The 17888-nt window shown below is 45.5% G+C and carries 11 protein-coding genes, 1 pseudogene and 2 riboswitches; of the genes and pseudogenes, 3 read left to right on the top strand and 9 right to left on the bottom strand.

The window, feature by feature from the left end; all coding sequences use genetic code 11:
• The first annotated feature begins 110 nt into the window (after positions 1-110).
• Positions 111-1100: a class 1 fructose-bisphosphatase gene (locus KT99_RS00060; protein ID WP_005495664.1), complete on the top strand. Its 990-nt coding sequence runs from the start codon at positions 111-113 to the stop codon at positions 1098-1100.
• A gap of 226 nt (positions 1101-1326) precedes the next feature.
• On the opposite strand, the gene KT99_RS00055 is transcribed toward KT99_RS00060, so the two are convergent.
• Positions 1327-3117 carry a flavocytochrome c gene (locus tag KT99_RS00055; RefSeq protein ID WP_005495662.1) on the bottom strand — a complete coding sequence of 597 codons (1791 nt, stop codon included), beginning with the start codon at positions 3115-3117 and terminating at the stop codon, positions 1327-1329.
• A gap of 448 nt (positions 3118-3565) precedes the next feature.
• On the opposite strand from KT99_RS00055, the gene KT99_RS00050 reads away from it, so the two are divergent.
• Both KT99_RS00050 and KT99_RS00045 read left to right on the top strand, forming a co-directional pair.
• A complete protein-coding gene (locus tag KT99_RS00050) occupies positions 3566-5572 on the top strand; it encodes an ATP-binding protein (protein ID WP_005495661.1) in 2007 nt (668 codons plus the stop codon).
• Positions 5569-6951 (top strand): sigma-54-dependent transcriptional regulator, encoded by a 1383-nt coding sequence (locus KT99_RS00045; RefSeq protein WP_005495655.1) that lies wholly within the window; start codon positions 5569-5571, stop codon positions 6949-6951. The genes KT99_RS00050 and KT99_RS00045 overlap by 4 nt, the downstream gene beginning before the upstream one ends.
• A 132-nt stretch (positions 6952-7083) precedes the next feature.
• Here the strand turns inward: KT99_RS00045 and KT99_RS00040 are convergent, their stop codons facing one another.
• From KT99_RS00040 to KT99_RS00005, 8 genes and pseudogenes are all read right to left on the bottom strand, one after another.
• Positions 7084-7350: a hypothetical protein gene (locus KT99_RS00040; RefSeq protein WP_005495653.1), complete on the bottom strand. Its 267-nt coding sequence runs from the start codon at positions 7348-7350 to the stop codon at positions 7084-7086.
• A 186-nt stretch (positions 7351-7536) separates the two neighbouring features.
• Positions 7537-8820 (bottom strand): dicarboxylate/amino acid:cation symporter, encoded by a 1284-nt coding sequence (locus KT99_RS00035; RefSeq protein ID WP_005495652.1) that lies wholly within the window; start codon positions 8818-8820, stop codon positions 7537-7539.
• 395 nt (positions 8821-9215) lie between these two features.
• Positions 9216-10127 carry a DUF7281 domain-containing protein gene (locus KT99_RS00030; protein ID WP_005495648.1) on the bottom strand — a complete coding sequence of 304 codons (912 nt, stop codon included), beginning with the start codon at positions 10125-10127 and terminating at the stop codon, positions 9216-9218.
• A 36-nt stretch (positions 10128-10163) separates the two neighbouring features.
• Complete coding sequence (locus KT99_RS00025; RefSeq protein ID WP_005495646.1) at positions 10164-11411, bottom strand: hypothetical protein; 1248 nt, start codon at positions 11409-11411, stop codon at positions 10164-10166.
• A complete protein-coding gene (locus KT99_RS00020) occupies positions 11411-12034 on the bottom strand; it encodes a hypothetical protein (protein ID WP_005495645.1) in 624 nt (207 codons plus the stop codon). The genes KT99_RS00025 and KT99_RS00020 overlap by 1 nt, the downstream gene beginning before the upstream one ends.
• Complete coding sequence (locus KT99_RS00015) at positions 12034-15741, bottom strand: ATP-binding protein (RefSeq protein WP_005495644.1); 3708 nt, start codon at positions 15739-15741, stop codon at positions 12034-12036. The genes KT99_RS00020 and KT99_RS00015 overlap by 1 nt, the downstream gene beginning before the upstream one ends.
• 202 nt (positions 15742-15943) lie before the next feature.
• Positions 15944-16963: pseudogene (locus KT99_RS00010) on the bottom strand (alanine/glycine:cation symporter family protein).
• A gap of 146 nt (positions 16964-17109) precedes the next feature.
• Positions 17110-17241: riboswitch (glycine riboswitch) on the bottom strand.
• A gap of 8 nt (positions 17242-17249) precedes the next feature.
• Positions 17250-17358: riboswitch (glycine riboswitch) on the bottom strand.
• Between the two features lie 243 nt (positions 17359-17601).
• Positions 17602-17888 (bottom strand): DUF3581 family protein (locus tag KT99_RS00005; RefSeq protein ID WP_005495636.1); only part of this gene is annotated, 287 nt, incomplete at its 5' end.

The following is a 17888-nucleotide window of genomic DNA, read 5'->3' as shown; positions in this document are numbered from 1 at the left end:
ACTTGCCGTTATCCTACGCTGAAAAAAAGTTCAATCTCAGGTATGATCGCGCCAAATAAGAACACTCACATTAGACCCGATCTCAAACTCGAACTTGTATAGGAAATAACATGCAGACTTTGGCCCAAAACCTGAAATCACAAGGCATCAATGCCTCTCTGACTCAGCTTATTCACACCTTAGCGAACACCTCTAAAGAGATAAGCCATGCCGTTCGTCACGGTGCTCTTTCCGGCGTACTCGGAACCACAGAACATGAAAATGTTCAGGGTGAAACCCAAAAGAAGCTGGATGTTATTACTAACGATATGCTCAAAGATGCGCTGGATAAGGATGATACTGTCCGTGGTCTGGCATCAGAAGAGGAAGATTTTATCGTCGAAGCCGGTGCTAAGGGTGACTATCTGGTCTGTTTCGATCCATTAGATGGCTCATCGAATATCGACATTAACTCGCTGGTGGGTACCATCTTCTCGATACTTCCCGCCCCCGAAGGCGAACTCAGTGAGCAAAGCTTCTTGCAAGCCGGTCGCAAACAAGTCGCTGCTGGTTATGTCTTATATGGTCCTTCGACTATGTTGGCTCTCACCACAGGTAAAGGTGTGCAGTTATTTACCTTAAACCCGGAAACTAACGAATACCTGTTAACCACAGAAGCCATGTCAATCAGTAAAGACACATCTGAGTTTGCCATCAACATGTCTAACCAGCGTTTCTGGGAAGCCCCGATGCAGACTTATATTGCCGATCTATTGCTTGGTACCATAGGTCCGAGAGAGAAGGCCTTCAACATGCGCTGGATAGCAGCCATGGTCGGCGACGTGCATCGTGTACTGTCACGCGGTGGCATTTTCATTTACCCTAGCGACAACAAGAACCCAGAGAAGCCATACAAGCTTAGATTGATGTATGAAGCAAACCCTATGGCATTCTTAGTCGAGCAAGCGGGTGGCAAGGCATCCACCGGCTATGAAACCATCATGGATATAGAGCCAAGTGAAATTCACCAGCGCGTAGCCGTTATTTTAGGCTCGGCTAACGAAGTCGATGCTTGTCTTGAGTATCATGACGTCGATTACAGTGAAGAGCCAGAGGTTTAACTGAAGGTTCTAGGTTCTAGAAAAATATTAAGAGTCGCTTTAAGCGGCTTTTTTTATGAGTTTGCCATGAGATTGGCTTTATTTCGCTAAAGGTAAGATAAAAAAATACCGCTACCTTATCGGGTAGCGGTATTTTCGGAGATAACGCTGACTGCGAGGATGAAAGCAGTCAGCTATTTTTGACTATTCTGCTTCTTAAAATCAGCTCTTATAAAGAGTCTTAGTGCTATTGCTTTTTAGAGTACTTAGCCGCCTCTTCGCCGGCGAGTCTACCGAAGGTGATAATATCAGAGATGGCATTACCACCCAGACGGTTAGCGCCATGTAAGCCACCGGTCACTTCACCGGCACCATATAAGCCAGGAATGACTTGCTTCTTGGCATCTAAGATTTCCGCCTTAGTATCTATCTTCACCCCACCCATGGTGTGATGAACGCCAGGAGTCACTTCGACAGCATAGTAGTTACCTTCGTTCAGAGCACGAGGCAAGTTAGGACGGCCAAAATCTGTATCCTTACCACTGGTCACTAAGCTGTTATAACGAGCGACAGTTTCGGTCAGGGCCTTACCATCGATATTCTCAAGTTTACCTAACTTCACCAGCGAATCAGCCGTTGACACGATACCTAGGCCGATATATTTTTCGATCTTCTTCAGCGACTTACGTACCGAGTCATCGAAAATCAAGAAGGCAGTCTTACCCGTTTGCTCTAAAATAGCCGCCGCCGCTTTATCACGAGTGGTGATCTCATTGACGAAACGCTTACCTTCACGGTTAACTAAGATGGCACCATTACCACGCACCGCTTCGGTCACCATCACGCCACCTTTAACCGACAAGGTAGGATGGGCCTGAATGTATTGCAGATCTTGCATCGCGGCGCCAGCATTAGCGGCGACATCTAAACCATCACCTGTAGCGCCGGGTTGGTTAGTCGACACGAAGCCCTTCAACTTGGGATCCAGCTTGGCGACCCGCTCATTATTCTTGGCGAAGCCACCCGTTGCCAAAATAACCGCATCGGCCTTGATCCAGTAGTAGCCCTTGTACATGCCTTTAACCAGCAGGCCTGTCACCTTACCTGAATCATCTTTGAGGATCTCGACTCCGCGGGTGTTCATGCGCATATCGATATCACGCTTAACGGCGTTATCATAAAGCACCTGGACAATATGTGCACCGACACCAGCACCACCGGAAGGACGGTGAGTACGGTTAACCGATGCGCCGCCCATGCGGCCAACATCACTCAAGTCTGCACCCATAGCCGTCATCCAATCGACCGAGGCCTTAGAGTGAGACACCAGCACATCTACAAGAGCCGGATCGTTTATATAACGCCCCCCCTTCATGGTGTCCTCTGTCATCAGCTCTAGGCTATCTTCGATACCTTTGGCTTTTTGTTGATCCGTCCATGCGGCGTTCATGCCACCAGCAGCCAACTTGGCATTACCACCGATGACGGGCTCTTTTTCGATGAGGATAACCGTTGCGCCATTGTCATGGGCCGATACAGAAGCTGAGAAGCCCGCGCCACCAGAGCCGACTACGACGACATTGACGGTATCCTGTGGCGCCATGGCTAATGCCATTTCACGCTCAGACTTATCTTTAGCAAGCTCGGCAATGCTTGCCTCGTGACGCTGCCATTTCACCCCGTACGGCATGTCGAAATCGAAGCTGTGGCAAGCGTCACAGTAGACCATAGATTGTTCATGAGCACTGTGACAGGTCGTACAGGCTATTTCTCCAGGGAAGTGGGAGTCATGGGCATTATAGTGCTCATGCTTAGTCTCTTGAGCGACTTCATCCATGCTGCCATGACAAGATACACACTGGGCGTTCTCGTAAGTCAGACTATCGTTAGATAGCTCACCATCCGGAGTATGACAGCTTTCACACTCTTGGCTTTCACCATGGAAATCCGCAAGCGTATCCGCCGCCATAGTATTAACAGTGAAACCCGCAGTGCCTAGTAATGTGGCTAGGCAAATAGCACTTTTAAATTTTTTCATCACGTCTCCTCACCGTTAAACCTAGCAATCTTTGTTGCCCTGGCTAACAGCTCATCTCTATAGTTTCTGAATCCAACACGTGTTGAATACATATATCATTAACTCACTAATTCATGCCAATATTCCGCCTTAACTTACTGGCACTCAAGCGAAAGCCTTAACGAGGATGCAGAAATATAACCCGCTTCACAGGGCAGTCTATGGGCCATGCAAGGATGCATAAATTCACAGCCTGTTATGCAATTTTGCATGGCCGATAGATACAGAGATCACACATTATTGATGTAAGTGACACTAAGCTAAATTAGACTCGAAATAGGTGATAATAGTGAGTCACCAATGTCAGGAATCTAGGCTGACGACACAGTTCCATCAAAGCTTGCCATGCTAATCTCGGCCGATGAAATACCTATGCCCTATAACAGGCCTACTTTGCCTACTATGCTCTGTGTGTAGCACTGCCGTTGAGGCTTGGCAGACAGATGAGAATATCATTTTTGGTGTCCACTCTAAGACAGCGCCATTGGAGTGGCGCAATAACGGCGTAGACATGGGGTTTCATTTAGAATTAATGAGCCGCATCGGCCAGATGACAGATAAGCGCATTGTTGTCAGGCGTAAGACATTTCAACAACTGCTAGCAGATGTTCATGACGACACCAGTCCCATCGATGTGATCGCGGTCGTAAGCCCGGTAACCATAGACAGACAACTCAGCCAATCCGATCCCATCTATGCCACACATGCCAAAGCATATACCTTGCAAGGAAAAGAATTTATTCATGGATGGCATGACCTTGCTGGTAAACGTGTAGCAATAAAAAAAGGCGCCTTCGTCGACGTATATATAACGGGGCAAGCTCAGGAGTTTATTCGAGTCGATGTCGATCTCTACGAAACCGGTTTTCAGCAGTTAATCTCAGGAGATGTCGATATAGTGCTGGCTGAAAACTTTGTCGCCAGACGTTTAATGCCGCACTATCCGTCTATAAGAAGCTCCAGTGCCCCCTTGATATATGGTGCATTTAATTTCGTTAGCAACCACAAGAATGCCCAGCTCATGGCCGAGATAAACGATGCTCTCAGGCAGCTTAAACTGTCCGGGGAATACGATCGCTTAGTGAATAAGTGGTTCGGCACCGGCCGTGAAAAAGTCGACCTGTCCAATGCCCAGCAAAGAATGTTCTGGTTAGCTATATTAATCAGCATCATCTCGGCATTAGGCATGCTGCTTACTGGCTATATCAGTCGCAGCCTGCATAAAAGGACCCAAGCGCTCAACCTTGAGCTGGCTCAACGAAAGCGCGCAGAGCAGCAGATATCCAGCCTTTCTCAGCAGTTTCAATCGGTACTCGATGGTATCCCACACGGCGTCACACTGCTTAATCGGCAATGTGAGAGGTTATGGAGCAACGATAACAACAACGAACTGCTGACCAGTACCGAGTTCCACTTTATGCATGGCGACACCTTTAACCTCAACTCAAGCTTAGTCACTGTGCTTGAAAGCCAAAAGTCTCTTATTGCCGATATGATATATCGAGATCAATTTTGGCAGTTACAGCTCCACCCCATAGGAAACGATCAAGCCGTTATCCTCCTAGAAGAAGCCACCGAGCGGCATAACCTCAGACAAGCCAATGATGAAGCCAGCCGACTCGCCTCGTTGGGAGAGTTATCTGCCGGGATCGCACACGAGATCAACAACCCAACGGGGATCATCATCCACTCCATTGCCTTTTTTAATCATGCCCTTAAAGATCTACAACAGGCTGCAGATGCTTATCAGAAACAGAATCCATTCTGGTTAATTGCCGGCCTAGACCCAAACCGCGCCATGACTGAACTACAAGTCAGTAGCTTGACCATAGAAGAAGGGGCTAAGCGGATAAGTCGTATCGTTAACGATCTCAAGCGCTATGCCTTACCGACGGTCACCACAGAGCATCAGCTATTAAACCTAAACGAAGTGGTTAAGGTCTCCCTGAGATTAACGGCTAATCAGACCAAGATATTCAGGCTCATCACTCAGTTAAATGAGCCCGCGCCTATGATCATGGGCGATGCCCAGCAGCTACATCAAGTATTAATCAACTTGATCCAAAATGCCTGTCACGCATGTAAGCCTGCCACAGGAGATGACGCCGACAGTGACACCATCTCAATTGAAACCAGTACATCGGCAGATGGGGTCAGCTTAACCATCAGAGATACGGGAACTGGCATGGATAGCGCCACGCTGCAGCGCATCACAGAACCATTCTTTACCACTCGTCGCTCCGGTGGTGGCAGCGGATTGGGTCTATCTGTTTGCAGCCGTATTATCAAGGAGCACATGACGGAGATGCAGTTCAGCTCTCGCCTCGGCCAGGGAACCAGTATCAAGATTCAATTTTTATCCGTCTCTGATTCAATCAAGGCGCTCAAGTTACCCTCACTGGAGCAAGACACGTGAAATTAGCCAGAAATATCCTCTTGGTCGATGATGAGCCTTCCTGGCTCAGAAGCTTAGCCATCACACTCAATCGCCTGGTCCCCGAAGCCCAGATAGACACTTGCATCGACAGCCGACAAGTGGATAACAGGCTGGCACTCAATGATTATGCCCTGGTACTCCTCGACTTAACCATGCCGTTTCACTCGGGTGAAAACCTATTGGAAATGATCCGTAGTAAGTCCCCCAAGACTCGGGTGATCATAGTCACAGGGGTCAATGAGGTCGATACTGCCGTTCGCTGTATTAAACACGGCGCCTATGACTATTTTATCAAAACAGATAATGTCGATAATCTCGCCCGTACCGTACGTAGGGCATTAGAAGTCGTCGGGCTCGAACGTAACTACCTGATGATAAAAGAGCGCTTTCTCAGCCGTACCTTAGCTCACCCCCAAGCATTCAATAACATTCTCACCTGTGAACCTGCACTGCTGGATCAATTCAGTTATCTCGAAGCTGTTGCCATGAGCCCTGAACCCATTCTTATTTGTGGTGAAAGCGGCACAGGCAAAGATGAATTTGCTAAATCCTGCCATCAGCTCACCTGCCCCGATGAACCCTTTATTAATATCAAACTGGCAGGAGTAAACTATGATGCCTTTGAGCTGCAACTATTCGGAAAGATCACCAGTCATGCAGATGGTCAGGTCAGTGCTCAGGCTGGAGCGCTGCATCATGTCCACACCGGCTTACTCTATCTCAATGAGATTGGCGACCTCCCCTTAGAGGCTCAGGCAAAGCTGGTCGATGTCATCGAACACAAACAATACTATCCGGTGGGGAGTGACCGCCCCTACCCGGTCAATTGTAAGATAATCGCCTCGACTCAACATGATCTTCTCACCCTCAATCGAGAGGGGAAATTTCGTAGCGACCTGCTTTACAGACTCACAAGTCACAAGATAAAACTGCCACCATTGAGGGAACGTAAACTCGACCTGTCTATGCTGATCAATCACTTCATCAACTTAGCAGCAAATAAAATGGGATTAGAGGCACCACAGCAGCCGAGAAATTTAGCCAGCCAACTAGCAGATTATGAATTTCCCGGAAACCTGCATGAACTTAAGGGCATGGTATTTGACGGAGTCAGCCGCAGTGACGGTATACAGCTTAATATCACCCCCTTTATGGAGGCAATGAACGAGCGAAATAACGGTGTCATTAAACCGAAGGATTCAATCAGCTACCCAAAAGAGTTACCGACATTAGCAGAAATGAGTCAAGCCTTAATAGATGAAGCCATGAGCCGCACCGCCAACAACCAAACCGCAGCAGCAAGAATGCTGGGTATTAGCCAAAGTGCATTGAGCAGACGAATGAAAACCGACAAGTGATGAAAGCAGGAAGATACTGAATAGCAGTGCATGGAATGGCTCCATCGCAATTGGTGCACTGAAAGCATTAGCTACAAAAAAATGATCTTTAATAGATTAATTGCGACTCGTAAAAATAGAATAACTACCGGCCTATAAACAAGGTGTATCGGCATCGTCACTCGATAATGCCCTGCTAAGTGCCCCGGCCAGTATGTTGAAAATGCCTACACTGGTATCTTGAGTTCGTTTATTACTATCAGTCTGCATATCACGCGCCCCAGGACTAGCTAGGCTCTGTTCACGCTGTCGCTCGTTTTCCGCAGCCCCTGAAACAAAATCGCAGCTGGCATAAGATAAATCATTGGAAGAGCATGCGGAAATTAACAATACACAGAGTATAAAAACAGTAATTTTCATCGGTCATCCTCAGCTGATTTATTAACTCAGTAGCCATTAAGGTAACAGGGAGTGCGCCAAAAATCACAACTCAACCACAGGCATGTTTACCCAATAATCGGGTTGCATCTGTCCCCCCCCCCCTTTAAGCCCAATAAAAAAGCCCATAGACCTGCTTGGCTAGCGAGGTCTATTAAGCTATATCGATTAAACCTGCTTGGTCTCTTGTACCTGAGGCTCAGAAACAAAGGCGGCTGGCTCGACTGTGTCATAACCCTGTTCGGTCGCATCGACTATGGTTAATACCGCAGCATCACCCACTACGTTACACGAGGTCAGCACCATATCGATTAAACGGTCTAACGCGGCAACGATGGCAAAAGCCTCGACTGGCAAGCCCATCTGATGAATTAACACACCTATCATCACCATACCGCCGCCTGGGACGCCGCCGGCGCCGACAGAGAGCAGAAATATACTGAATAACAACGCAGGTAGCTGCTCCATCGCTATTGGCGCACCAAAAGCATTCGCCACAAAGAAGATTGCGATGGTGATATAGATAGACACACCGCCCATGTTCATGGTGGCTCCGAGCGGCACACCAAACCCAGCGATGGAAGGTTTAACGCCTAGCTTCTCAGTCAAGGTACGCATGGTCACAGGGATAGTGGCATTCGAACTCGCCGTAGAGAGTGAGAACAAGATCTGCTCACGCGTCTTAGCGCGAAATTCTTTAGCCGAGACCGAAGTGAACGCACCTACGGCCATAGGGTAAACCACGAAAATCCACAACAACAACAAGCTTATTATGACAACCAGATACTCTAGAACACTGAGAAAAACATGCGCATCTAAGGTGGCTCCAAGTTTAAGCATCAAGGCAAAGACACCGATTGGAGCCAGCTGCATCACTATCGTGATGAGCTTCATCATCAACTTATTGCCTTCCTGGAACCCTTGAACCAATAAGGGAACGGCATTACCCAAAGACTTGAGTACACCGCCCACAAGCAAGGCCATGAAGATCACTTGTAACATGTTACCCGAACTAAACGCGGCAACCGGGTTACTCGGCACAATATTAACGATTAGCTCAACCAAATTTGGCAATTCGCTGGCTGTGATTGTCGCGCCAGAGCCACCGGACATGTCGACACCTAAGCCAGGCTGTATCAGTAGCGCCACGGCTAACGCGGCAAAAATAGCGACTAAGGTGTTGATGATATAGAAACCAAATGTCTTGCCTCCCAAACGGCCGAAGCTTTTCAGGTCGCTTAGCTCAAGGACGCCACATACTATGCTGACGAACACTAAAGGAACAACGAGCATCATGATCATGCTGACGAACATGGTTCCCACGCCAGAAGATATCTCGACCACAGTGCCAGAGAAGAAACTCACATCCCCAAGAAAATATTGAATGATTGAACCGAAAATCAATCCGGAAAACAGACCGATAAAGATCCGTGATGAAAGTGATTTAGTCATATACCTGCCTTCGATTCAGCATATCTTTTATGTATGCTTTTATTAATTTGCACCTATGCCGATGCTTATATTTTTGGGGTTATATCCCACTGGTGGAGACAGATAGTGAATCATGCTGGATACAATTTCAACCGAATTCAGCTCAAGAACAAAAGTCACATAGAAGCAACATATGACTTGACCGCCATTGCTGCTGGAGCCAAAGGGAAACTCTAGATTAGGCGGTAAGGATAATATTTACATAATTATCAAATAAGCAACATGAAACCTGATACGATACGCACGCAAGCAGATTAAACAACTGCACATGCAAAACTAAAAGCGTTAAACGCTACAAAGGAGTGGAAATTTAGAAGCAAAAACTACACAAGTGTAAGATCAAGGTGAATTACCTGCTAACTTTGGTCAGCATAACCGCCGTTAACGCTTCCTTTCTTCTTCAAAGAAAATAATTGCAACTTCAAATTATGGCTCAGCATATGCTCCTGCTTCAATGTTATATGTTGCTCATTCATTAGGGAAAAAGCTAACTGACATTGTGCAGGTAACTGCTGACGGTGCAAATAAAGGCGCGATGCTGTTTGCTTATGCCACTCTTGTTCAATTCCTTGCAAGTCGATTGCCATCGCAGCTTCACAATCAGCAGGTGACAGCCAGTAATCCGCTTCGCAGGTATAAGCAATCTCAATGCCTTTTGGATCTAAATCGCTAAAACACACTAATTTATAGCAAGGGTTATCTTTCCAACGCCTAAAAAATTGATAGGCCATACCGGTTTGCTGACTGGGTTTTACATCACCACGGTACAACCACAGCGCATCTTTTAAAGGATCTGGCAGGATTAAGCTCGCTAAGTTAGCCATTAATGTCAGGTTTTCAACCAGCACAATATATGGGTGTTCAACCGTGTCAATTTCGTCGGCCTTGACTGAAAGCCCGAGTGAAGACAGTGGCGATGTGGCTATCAGCTGTTTGTTAATTTTCAAGCCATTAATGCTGTTAATTAAAATAAAATCACGGCTAACAGGGTAGCTATTTAACTTCTCTGCTCTATTCGTCTTTGAATTTTCATTGCGACTTTGTTGTTCTGGATATGGGTCAAACTCGAGATGAACACCCAACTGCTGTTTAACTTTATTAATGAGCCGTATCTTATCAGCTAGGGCATAAGTGAAATAGCCAGCTGAAAACGCACCAAAATCATAGTCCGCCTTTAAACGTTTTAAATATGCTTTACTCGGAATCTTGTCGCCTGCGGAATATTTACGCAACATTTTTTTGCTATCGTTAAACAAGCCTTTTTGCATACATACCTTATCCAAAAACGGTGTAGAATATTATTTCTAATACTCATTTAAGCCGATCACCACATCATGGTAGCTGAAGTTATCTGATGTCCCAGCTACTTGGACCCCCTTCAGATTAAGACTAAACGCTGCTTGTTGTTCATTGGTAAGCTTGCAATAGCAGCTAAACACCAATTCAATCCAGGCTTTTGGCTTGATGCTATGTTCATTGACTTGCCAATCATCTTGCGAGTGTTGCCAAAAGACTAAGGCAGAGATAGCAACATTCGACGTAATGGCTTGCTCAAACAGCAATTCGGCTTGCAGATCAAAAAAGTCACTTTGATAGCTCACCCGCTCTATCGGATTAACCTCTATTTCTGCAGTCTCTCGCTCCTTCACATCCTGAGCGATTGATTGCTTTCTCAAGGCTTGAACTAACTGAATAAGAGGTGTTTCTAGCGCAGTATTACGCGTATCCACATAAGATTTAAGTGCCATTGCAGGAGCTAGCTTTAATCCTTCTGGCAATTCTGGGTGTTCATACAGGTTATCGCTCAGCTCAAACTCAGGGTGTTGGCGTAAAAAACGAGTCATACTGCGCAATTGATTGGCTTTTTTCTCATCACGACGTAAGCGAAACAGGCTCAGACGCATATTATCGATAATGAAACGTAGCCTTGGCAGTACTTTGTTAAACCAATATACAAAACCGGTAATTTTACGGGCAAACTCATTTGGACACGGCCAGTTAATCCACTCATAACAGGCTTCAGGATCAATTTGTTGCAGCTCGGTCAATAGATTCTGTGCATGATTCAAGTAGCGCTCGTTTTGTCTTATCTTGTTCGCTAGGCTACTGACAAATCCAAACTGGCTCACAATGCCGTAATGCATATTATCGAGGTTATTGTTTAAACCGTCTTTAGTTTCATACAAAAGATCATCAAGTTGCTCTAAAAACAGCTCCGCATCTTCCGACTGTTCTGCCTGTACCGAAAGTTGATAGTCTTTAACCGTTTCGTCCAGCGCTTCAATCACCTTGCCCATATCGGTTAATTGACGATAACTACTTTGCTTGCGCATCAAGCGATTGAGCATACGCTTAAAGTCTGTCGTTACCCTAAACTCACCGACCTCATCATCTGGGCGCAGTAAACCCGCCTTGTGTAAGGTAGAAATAGTTTTGTTATCTTGGCTGTCTGCCGCTATAGAGCCATAGACATAAGCGTTAGCCAATAGCTCATCGTTAGCGCCAATTTTTCTCAGCAGTGCTGAAACCTGTCCTGCATCAAAACCTGCCATTAGAACAATAACTCATCTTGTTGTTCGGTCTGCTCATCCGGCAAATCGACTTGCTCAGAATCATTTAAAAACTCAATTAGACAGTAAATGAGATCGAACCGCGCCGTAGCGAAATAACGACTACTACCAGGGTTTTTACGCACGAAATAGTGCATATCTTCGAGCTTATTAAACAAGGTCGCCAGCTGCTCTCTGGTTTCTTCTTTATTGGTTTTAAATGGCTTAATCGACGTCAAGTGTCTAAGTTGATCGCGTAAGGTTTGATCTTGTTCGAAGGGTTCGAATAACGCGTTAATATTAATGACTGATTTGCCATGCAAGGGCAGATCAGCTTGCGTAGCAGTAAGCAGTAAATCTAAGAATTCGACTAACGGCCTAAACACACTACGCATTTCGTTAAACAGAGCCGACAACTCAGCTGAATTACTTTGATCCACTTGCTGAAAGGTGCAGTAATAGGCATCCGCACTATCGAGGTAGGTTAAATTACGATCGAGATTCGACAAAAAATCACTAACTCGCTCAAACTCACTTTCGACTTTAAGGTAGGTAAATTCTTCTGCAAAAGCGGTTTCGCAAATCACTTCCCCAGTGAGCAGCTTTTGAATCGTCTGTTTAAACATTATAACTCCTGCTTAGCGGTAGCCGTTAGTTGCTGACTGACTCTGTTCGCCAGAAGTTCATCGAGGCGAGACTTGGGGATTTCAGCATGATAAATTTTATTATCCTTCAACTTATAGTGTCTGTCGTATAGGGACAAGATATGGCGGTCAGTAGACGGCGAAGCCGACAAAATATGAATGTCATTGTCACTGAACATTTTCAATAACAGCTCTATATTTTCAGCCGCTAATTCACCCAGCTCATCCACAGGTAAAATGATCTGACTGCTAAATTGGCTTTCACCACGCAGCATACCAAGCAGGCCAGTAAACAAGGACAACATAGCCAGATACGATAAACCCGTCGAACTCACTTTTTTGAGTTGACGAGCATTACGCGCATGTTTAACTTGGCCTTTTTCTATGATAGTAAATTCAATATCGAAGAGATTGCAATGGTTCAATACAAAACCTTCACTGGGCAAGTAAGTCGCCAATTTTTGCATCGCATAAACAAGATCGTCAGGGATCTCTCCAACACCATCGCTTAATTGGTCGCGACATAGGTCATAGGCCTTGGAAAACTCTTTTAACGATCCCCAGTATTCCAACTCTTCTTGCTTCATCACTGTGGTAACGCTGATCTCTGCTAACGCATCAAAATGGGCAAGCTCTGTCACCTTAGTCGACAGCTGCTTACCTATCGTTTTAATTTGTCTCGCAAAGTTCTCTACATGTTGATAAAACTCATTGATCATGGTGGCGTTAACCGACACCAACTGGTAAGTGTTTTTTTGCTTCTGTTGAGCACTGCTTAATAGCTCGACTATCGGCTCTCGGTATTTAAATAAACTTTTTGCGGCACTAAAGTTATCATGTTCAGCCACTAGTTTTTGCCAGTTATCGTACAGGTCGCTGCTAGCGTGTTTCTTTTTAAAGCCATCGTTAAACTTATTAAGCTGCTCGCCTAAACGTTTTTCAATCACTTTAAATTGATGGAGCCAATCGGCGCAAAAACTCACACTCAGATCCGCTTGGTTATGAGGTTGTTCTGCTGATCCTAATACTTCAATGCCCTGCTTTTCACACTGACGCTGGCTGTCCCTTAGTTGATTGAGTAACTCCTCAACATAGGTTTTCTTATCGTTTAATTTCTTAATATCACGGCGCAGTGCAGTGATGTCGCTATTGAGCTTGATAGTGGCATCTTCAAGCTGAGTCTCAAAACCACGCTGCTGAACTAATCTATTCTGGTTCAGCTCAACCAGGCCATCACGATGGCAGTAGCGATCGGTCATAAAGTGCAGATAGTGATGTGCCTTTGCCTCAAATACAGCACATTGTTTCAATGCCTGCTCTATCACCTTACGTTCGGTGGTGCGCTTATCCACTTCTCCGTCTGGATCCAATTTGGCCAAGTCGGTATTTTGCTGCTTTTTCAAATCTTTTAAGCGTTGCTTGTAGTTGGTTTCTAGTTCGGTATTTTCAGCCATCAAGAGTGACAATTGGCTGTCACGGTCACCTTCAACCACCATGCGTTTTTCAAGTAGCTGGTTATGTAGCTCATGGCGCTGCTCTTCTGCATCTTCGGTGTACTCTTGCTGCTGTTTGGTTAGGCGTCTTTGTTCAGACTCTAGCGTTTTAAGCTGTTGATTAACCGCATCGGTGTACTCTTTAATCGCGATACGTTTTTTAACTTCAAAATTCTCTTTTTGCGTGTTTAGTTGCTGCAAATTGAGTTTATTTTTAGCAAGTTGCTGCGTCGCGGCTGAACAGTTGGCGTCAGCGGCTGAAATCTCTTTAGTTAATAAGCCAATATGTTCATCAAGCTGCTCTATTTTCTCAGTCTGCAGGTTGATCTTTTCGCCCAGTGCTTCATATTTTTCACGCAACTGGATCTCATCAAGAAACAGTGAGTCATTGCTCTGTAAAGGCTCCAAATCGAGTGCAAGCCCATAAAAGCTGTCACCGCCAACCCATGTAGGCGCTAAATCACAACGAGTGAGCTGCTCACTGGTGAGTAGTCGTCCAATATTGTTCTGCCAGTTTTTTGCTTGCGCTTCATTATCAAGAAAATACTGTAATGAGCCTTCTGCAGGAATAAGCTGCGCTCTAACTTGTTCATAGTCAGCAGAAAGCCCCTCTAACAGACGCTTTTCTTGATTGTATTGCTCTAACTGCTTATCTCGGCGCTTTATTAGGTCATTGTGCTGCTGTAACGCTTGGGAGTGCGCTTGATACAAGCTATTTTGCTTATCTTTAGCATCACTTAAAGCTTGGGTATTTTGGGCAATGTTTTGTTGTAGCTCTGGCGCGAGTTGAACTTGATTTAGCTTAACTTGAGAGAGCTTTTGCTGCTCGGTTTGAACATCACTTTCTAACCGTTGTTTCTTCAGCTGCAGAGCTATATTTCGTGCATGCAACTGTTGCTCTAGTTCGCGGTTTTGCAACCTATCAGTGTCGGTAATTTTAGTGAGCTGCACAGTGGCTCGCTCACGAATATCCGTCATTTTAGTTTGGTTATTACTTTTATCTTGCAGATGTAGAAACTTGAGCGTTTGAATGAGATCGGCAAACTTTTGCTGTAGCTTATTAATATTGCCTTCGAAGGCATTAATAATGGCGTTGATTTCATTAAGCTGGTCTTGATAATGCGGGGCTTTGTCGGCTTGTAACTGATAGCTTGGGGCATCATCGTCATCATAGTTCATTTTGTCGGTATCGAGTAAATCTATTCGACTCTGATCGCCCTCGATATCCGCTTTTAAGTTAGACACCTGTTTGCTTAATGATTGCTTAGTTGTTTCTAGCTCATTGATCAAACCTGATAGCTGTTGTTGTATTTGCTGCTTCTTTTCAGCAGCCAATGCTTGCTGTTCATTTAGACTTTCTTGGTGAGCCAGCATTTCAAAATGCAGATGCTGCAGCTTGCTCAATAGGCTGTCTAAGCTATTGAAATCACCCTGCCATAGGTCAATTTTATCCGCGACTTGCTGTACTGCGCGGCTGGCTCGAATATCCGCGATCCAGTTGCTGATGTCCTCTTTATTAAGGCTTATCTGTTCTTTCTCTTCCACCGAGCTGCGGGCAAGGTAATCACTCGCAATAGCCACTAACATGCGTTTAACGGCTTCAAAATCAAGGTTTTTTTCTATAGTGCCGTTAATAACTTTGTCGATATGCGGGCTGGGCTGCTCACAGAAACTGTAGCGACTTTGCAGTTGGCGGACATCTTTTAATTTACGGCCGCTACGCAAGTTTTGAATCACTTGCCGATATTTTTCAACGGCTAGATAGCAACTCGAGTCGCGACCTACCTGCCGATAGAAGCCTTCAATCTCTTTCATTGAACGACGTTGATGGTTGTCGCCAATGAAGTGCTCGCTGTTGTAGGGTGCATCAATAAATTTATACTGGGCTCCACGTCCATCGCTGCAAACAAGCACCATACAAATTTGCCCATGGGGACGCTGATATTCATAGATCAACATACTTGAAGCACGTGGCAGGTAGTAATCAACAAAATTACGCGCCTGATCGACCTTACTGACGATGTCGCTCGGCCGCATGCCATAAAATAACGGCAGTAGTCGCATTAATGAGGTTTTACCCGCACCATTAGTCCCTTCAAGCTGCGTATGCCCCGATAAGTCCAGCTCATTGACCTGACCCTTCCAGAAACTGTCGATAATAATAATACGCAGTAGTGAATAGCCTTGTTGAGCCATGCTAGATCCTTATATGAACGGTTTTCAAACAGAAGTAATACCAACTGAGAAGGAGTGATAATTTATAAGGAATCAAACATTTTGTCGATACTAATCGACTTAATACCGTGCTCTTACACATGTTTTCAGCAAAATAGGCTCCAGGAACTCCTCAACTAGAGAAAAGCTCCAAATACTCAATATAAAATATCGATAATTAACCTTACTGAGAGACTACAGGAGCTGATAATCGCTTAAAGTACCCCATGATCTCAGCATAAATCACCTGTCTGAGACCTAATAGCGCGATCAAGTTAGGTATCGCCATTAATCCATTGACGGTATCGGCGAGCAGCAAGATAAGATCCAGCTTGATAAAGGCACCAAGGGCGATCAGCAATAGAAATAGCCCCTGATAGAGTCTAAGTCCTCTGTCGCCCACGAGGTAATACCAATTTGCAGCGCTTGCGCCACGGTAGCCCCCAGAAAACCTCCGGCGGCAGAGATAGGAGTAAATGCCGAGGTGATAACCAGATCAAATGTCGGTAAGATCTGATCGCTAAAACTAAACAAAATCCCCAAACAGGCGATGATATAAGCCAGCGCCATGCTAGGCACCAAACTTTTAGCCACATTGGCAATACGAGTCACACCACCTAATGTCACAGCAGCCACCAACAAGGTTAATACCAGGGCTGTCACCCAAGTAGGTACATCGAAGGCGATGGTCATGGCATCACTAATGGCGTTAACTTGGGCGAATGTTCCTATACCAAAAAAGGCTACTGCCACACCGAAGATGGCGGAATTTTTTGCCAGCCAGCTAAGCCCTTAACCGCGCTCAATATAGTACATAGGGCCGCCAGTAATCCGACCTCTAGCATCTGTGGTGCGATACTTCACCGCTAGCATACATTCAGCATACTTGGTTGCCATGCCGAAAAATGCCGCTAACCACATCCAAAACAGGGCTCAGGGACCACCAATCTTAATCGCGGTGGCGACCCAACAATATTCCCAGTACCTATAGTCTGATAACGCGGTGCAGAGTGCGGCGAAGGAGGGGGAGGTCTCCTTTTCCGCTGGCAGGCTTAAACAGCAGCTTCAACGCAAGAGGCAGATAGAGTACTTGGATAATTCTCAGTCTAATGGTGAGGTATAAACCGGTACCGACGAGTAACCACTAGGTAACAGGCCCCCAAACCAGGGCATTAATTTCAACTAGGAGTGATTCAAAATTCATTGCCGTTCTCGATTATCATTAAAAAAACGGATAAACGGAAGTGAACAAGAAATGGCTGTAACGCGCCGCAGCCGGACGCAATACTGACAGTTAATTAGCACATGCTAATTAACTGTCATAGAGACAAACGACAGGGCTATGCAGTCATCCTCTCCCCTGTCCTTTTGCCTGAGCGTTTCGCGTCTAAATGGGTAGATAACTTAGGCACTTTCGCCTTCGGCGCCGCATAATAGCTCAATAAAATAAAAGCCATTTGCGATCTCTCCAGAGGCTCGTCCAGTAACAGTCCACGCCAATCGTAATTGGCACCTGAAAGAGTGGTTCAGCCATGTTTCAATTAGCTAAACTTGCCTCGTCGGTGTGGGGGCTATTCCCCACTCTCCTGCTACCTTCATCCGAACGGATTGCCAAAATAGAGATTGATGCCATCTGCTATTTTAGCGGTGGCACAGCATGCATTAATGAAATAAAGCAGACAAGCAACCAGATCACACTTTTATCATCCACAAGTTGAACGTAGATTTCTTGACCAGCCGAGAAGATGTGATGATTGATTGAATAGAAAGTGCGAATACTGGATACCCGCACTCTAAAATAATGACTAGCAGAGTTATAGCTAGAATAATTATAGCTAAAAATTAAGCTTGCTCGAACTCGGTACGATAGCTCTCGTAATTGTCGACCATGCCTTTGACTAACTCGGCATCATAGGGACGTAAACCGCTCATCACGAGTGTCTTAATGCCGGTTCCTACAAGTTTATCACCACTATGCAGCTCAAACTTAAGGGTCACATCTCCTCGTTTACCGTCAATCTTAAGCGCTTGATCAACCAATGATAGAGTCACTTGTTCGAAATCCAGGGTAGTCAAGTCGAAAGACATGCTCTCATAGATGACTAAAGGGCGCGCCGGGTTAATCATCA

The sequence above is a fragment of the Shewanella benthica KT99 genome, from assembly GCF_000172075.1.
Lineage (GTDB): Bacteria > Pseudomonadota > Gammaproteobacteria > Enterobacterales > Shewanellaceae > Shewanella > Shewanella benthica_A.
This window is presented reverse-complemented; position numbering and strand designations above follow the sequence as displayed.

Excerpts from the sequence above, each read along its gene's own strand:
- KT99_RS00040 (WP_005495653.1), bottom strand. The coding sequence starts at position 7,350 with ATGAAAATTACTGTTTTTATACTCTGTGTATTGTTAATTTCCGCATGC.
- KT99_RS00035 (WP_005495652.1), bottom strand. The coding sequence starts at position 8,820 with ATGACTAAATCACTTTCATCACGGATCTTTATCGGTCTGTTTTCCGGA.
- KT99_RS00030 (WP_005495648.1), bottom strand. The coding sequence starts at position 10,127 with ATGCAAAAAGGCTTGTTTAACGATAGCAAAAAAATGTTGCGTAAATAT.
- KT99_RS00055 (WP_005495662.1), bottom strand. The coding sequence starts at position 3,117 with ATGAAAAAATTTAAAAGTGCTATTTGCCTAGCCACATTACTAGGCACT.
- KT99_RS00025 (WP_005495646.1), bottom strand. The coding sequence starts at position 11,411 with ATGGCAGGTTTTGATGCAGGACAGGTTTCAGCACTGCTGAGAAAAATT.
- KT99_RS00015 (WP_005495644.1), bottom strand. The coding sequence starts at position 15,741 with ATGGCTCAACAAGGCTATTCACTACTGCGTATTATTATTATCGACAGT.
- KT99_RS00020 (WP_005495645.1), bottom strand. The coding sequence starts at position 12,034 with ATGTTTAAACAGACGATTCAAAAGCTGCTCACTGGGGAAGTGATTTGC.
- KT99_RS00060 (WP_005495664.1), top strand. The coding sequence starts at position 111 with ATGCAGACTTTGGCCCAAAACCTGAAATCACAAGGCATCAATGCCTCT.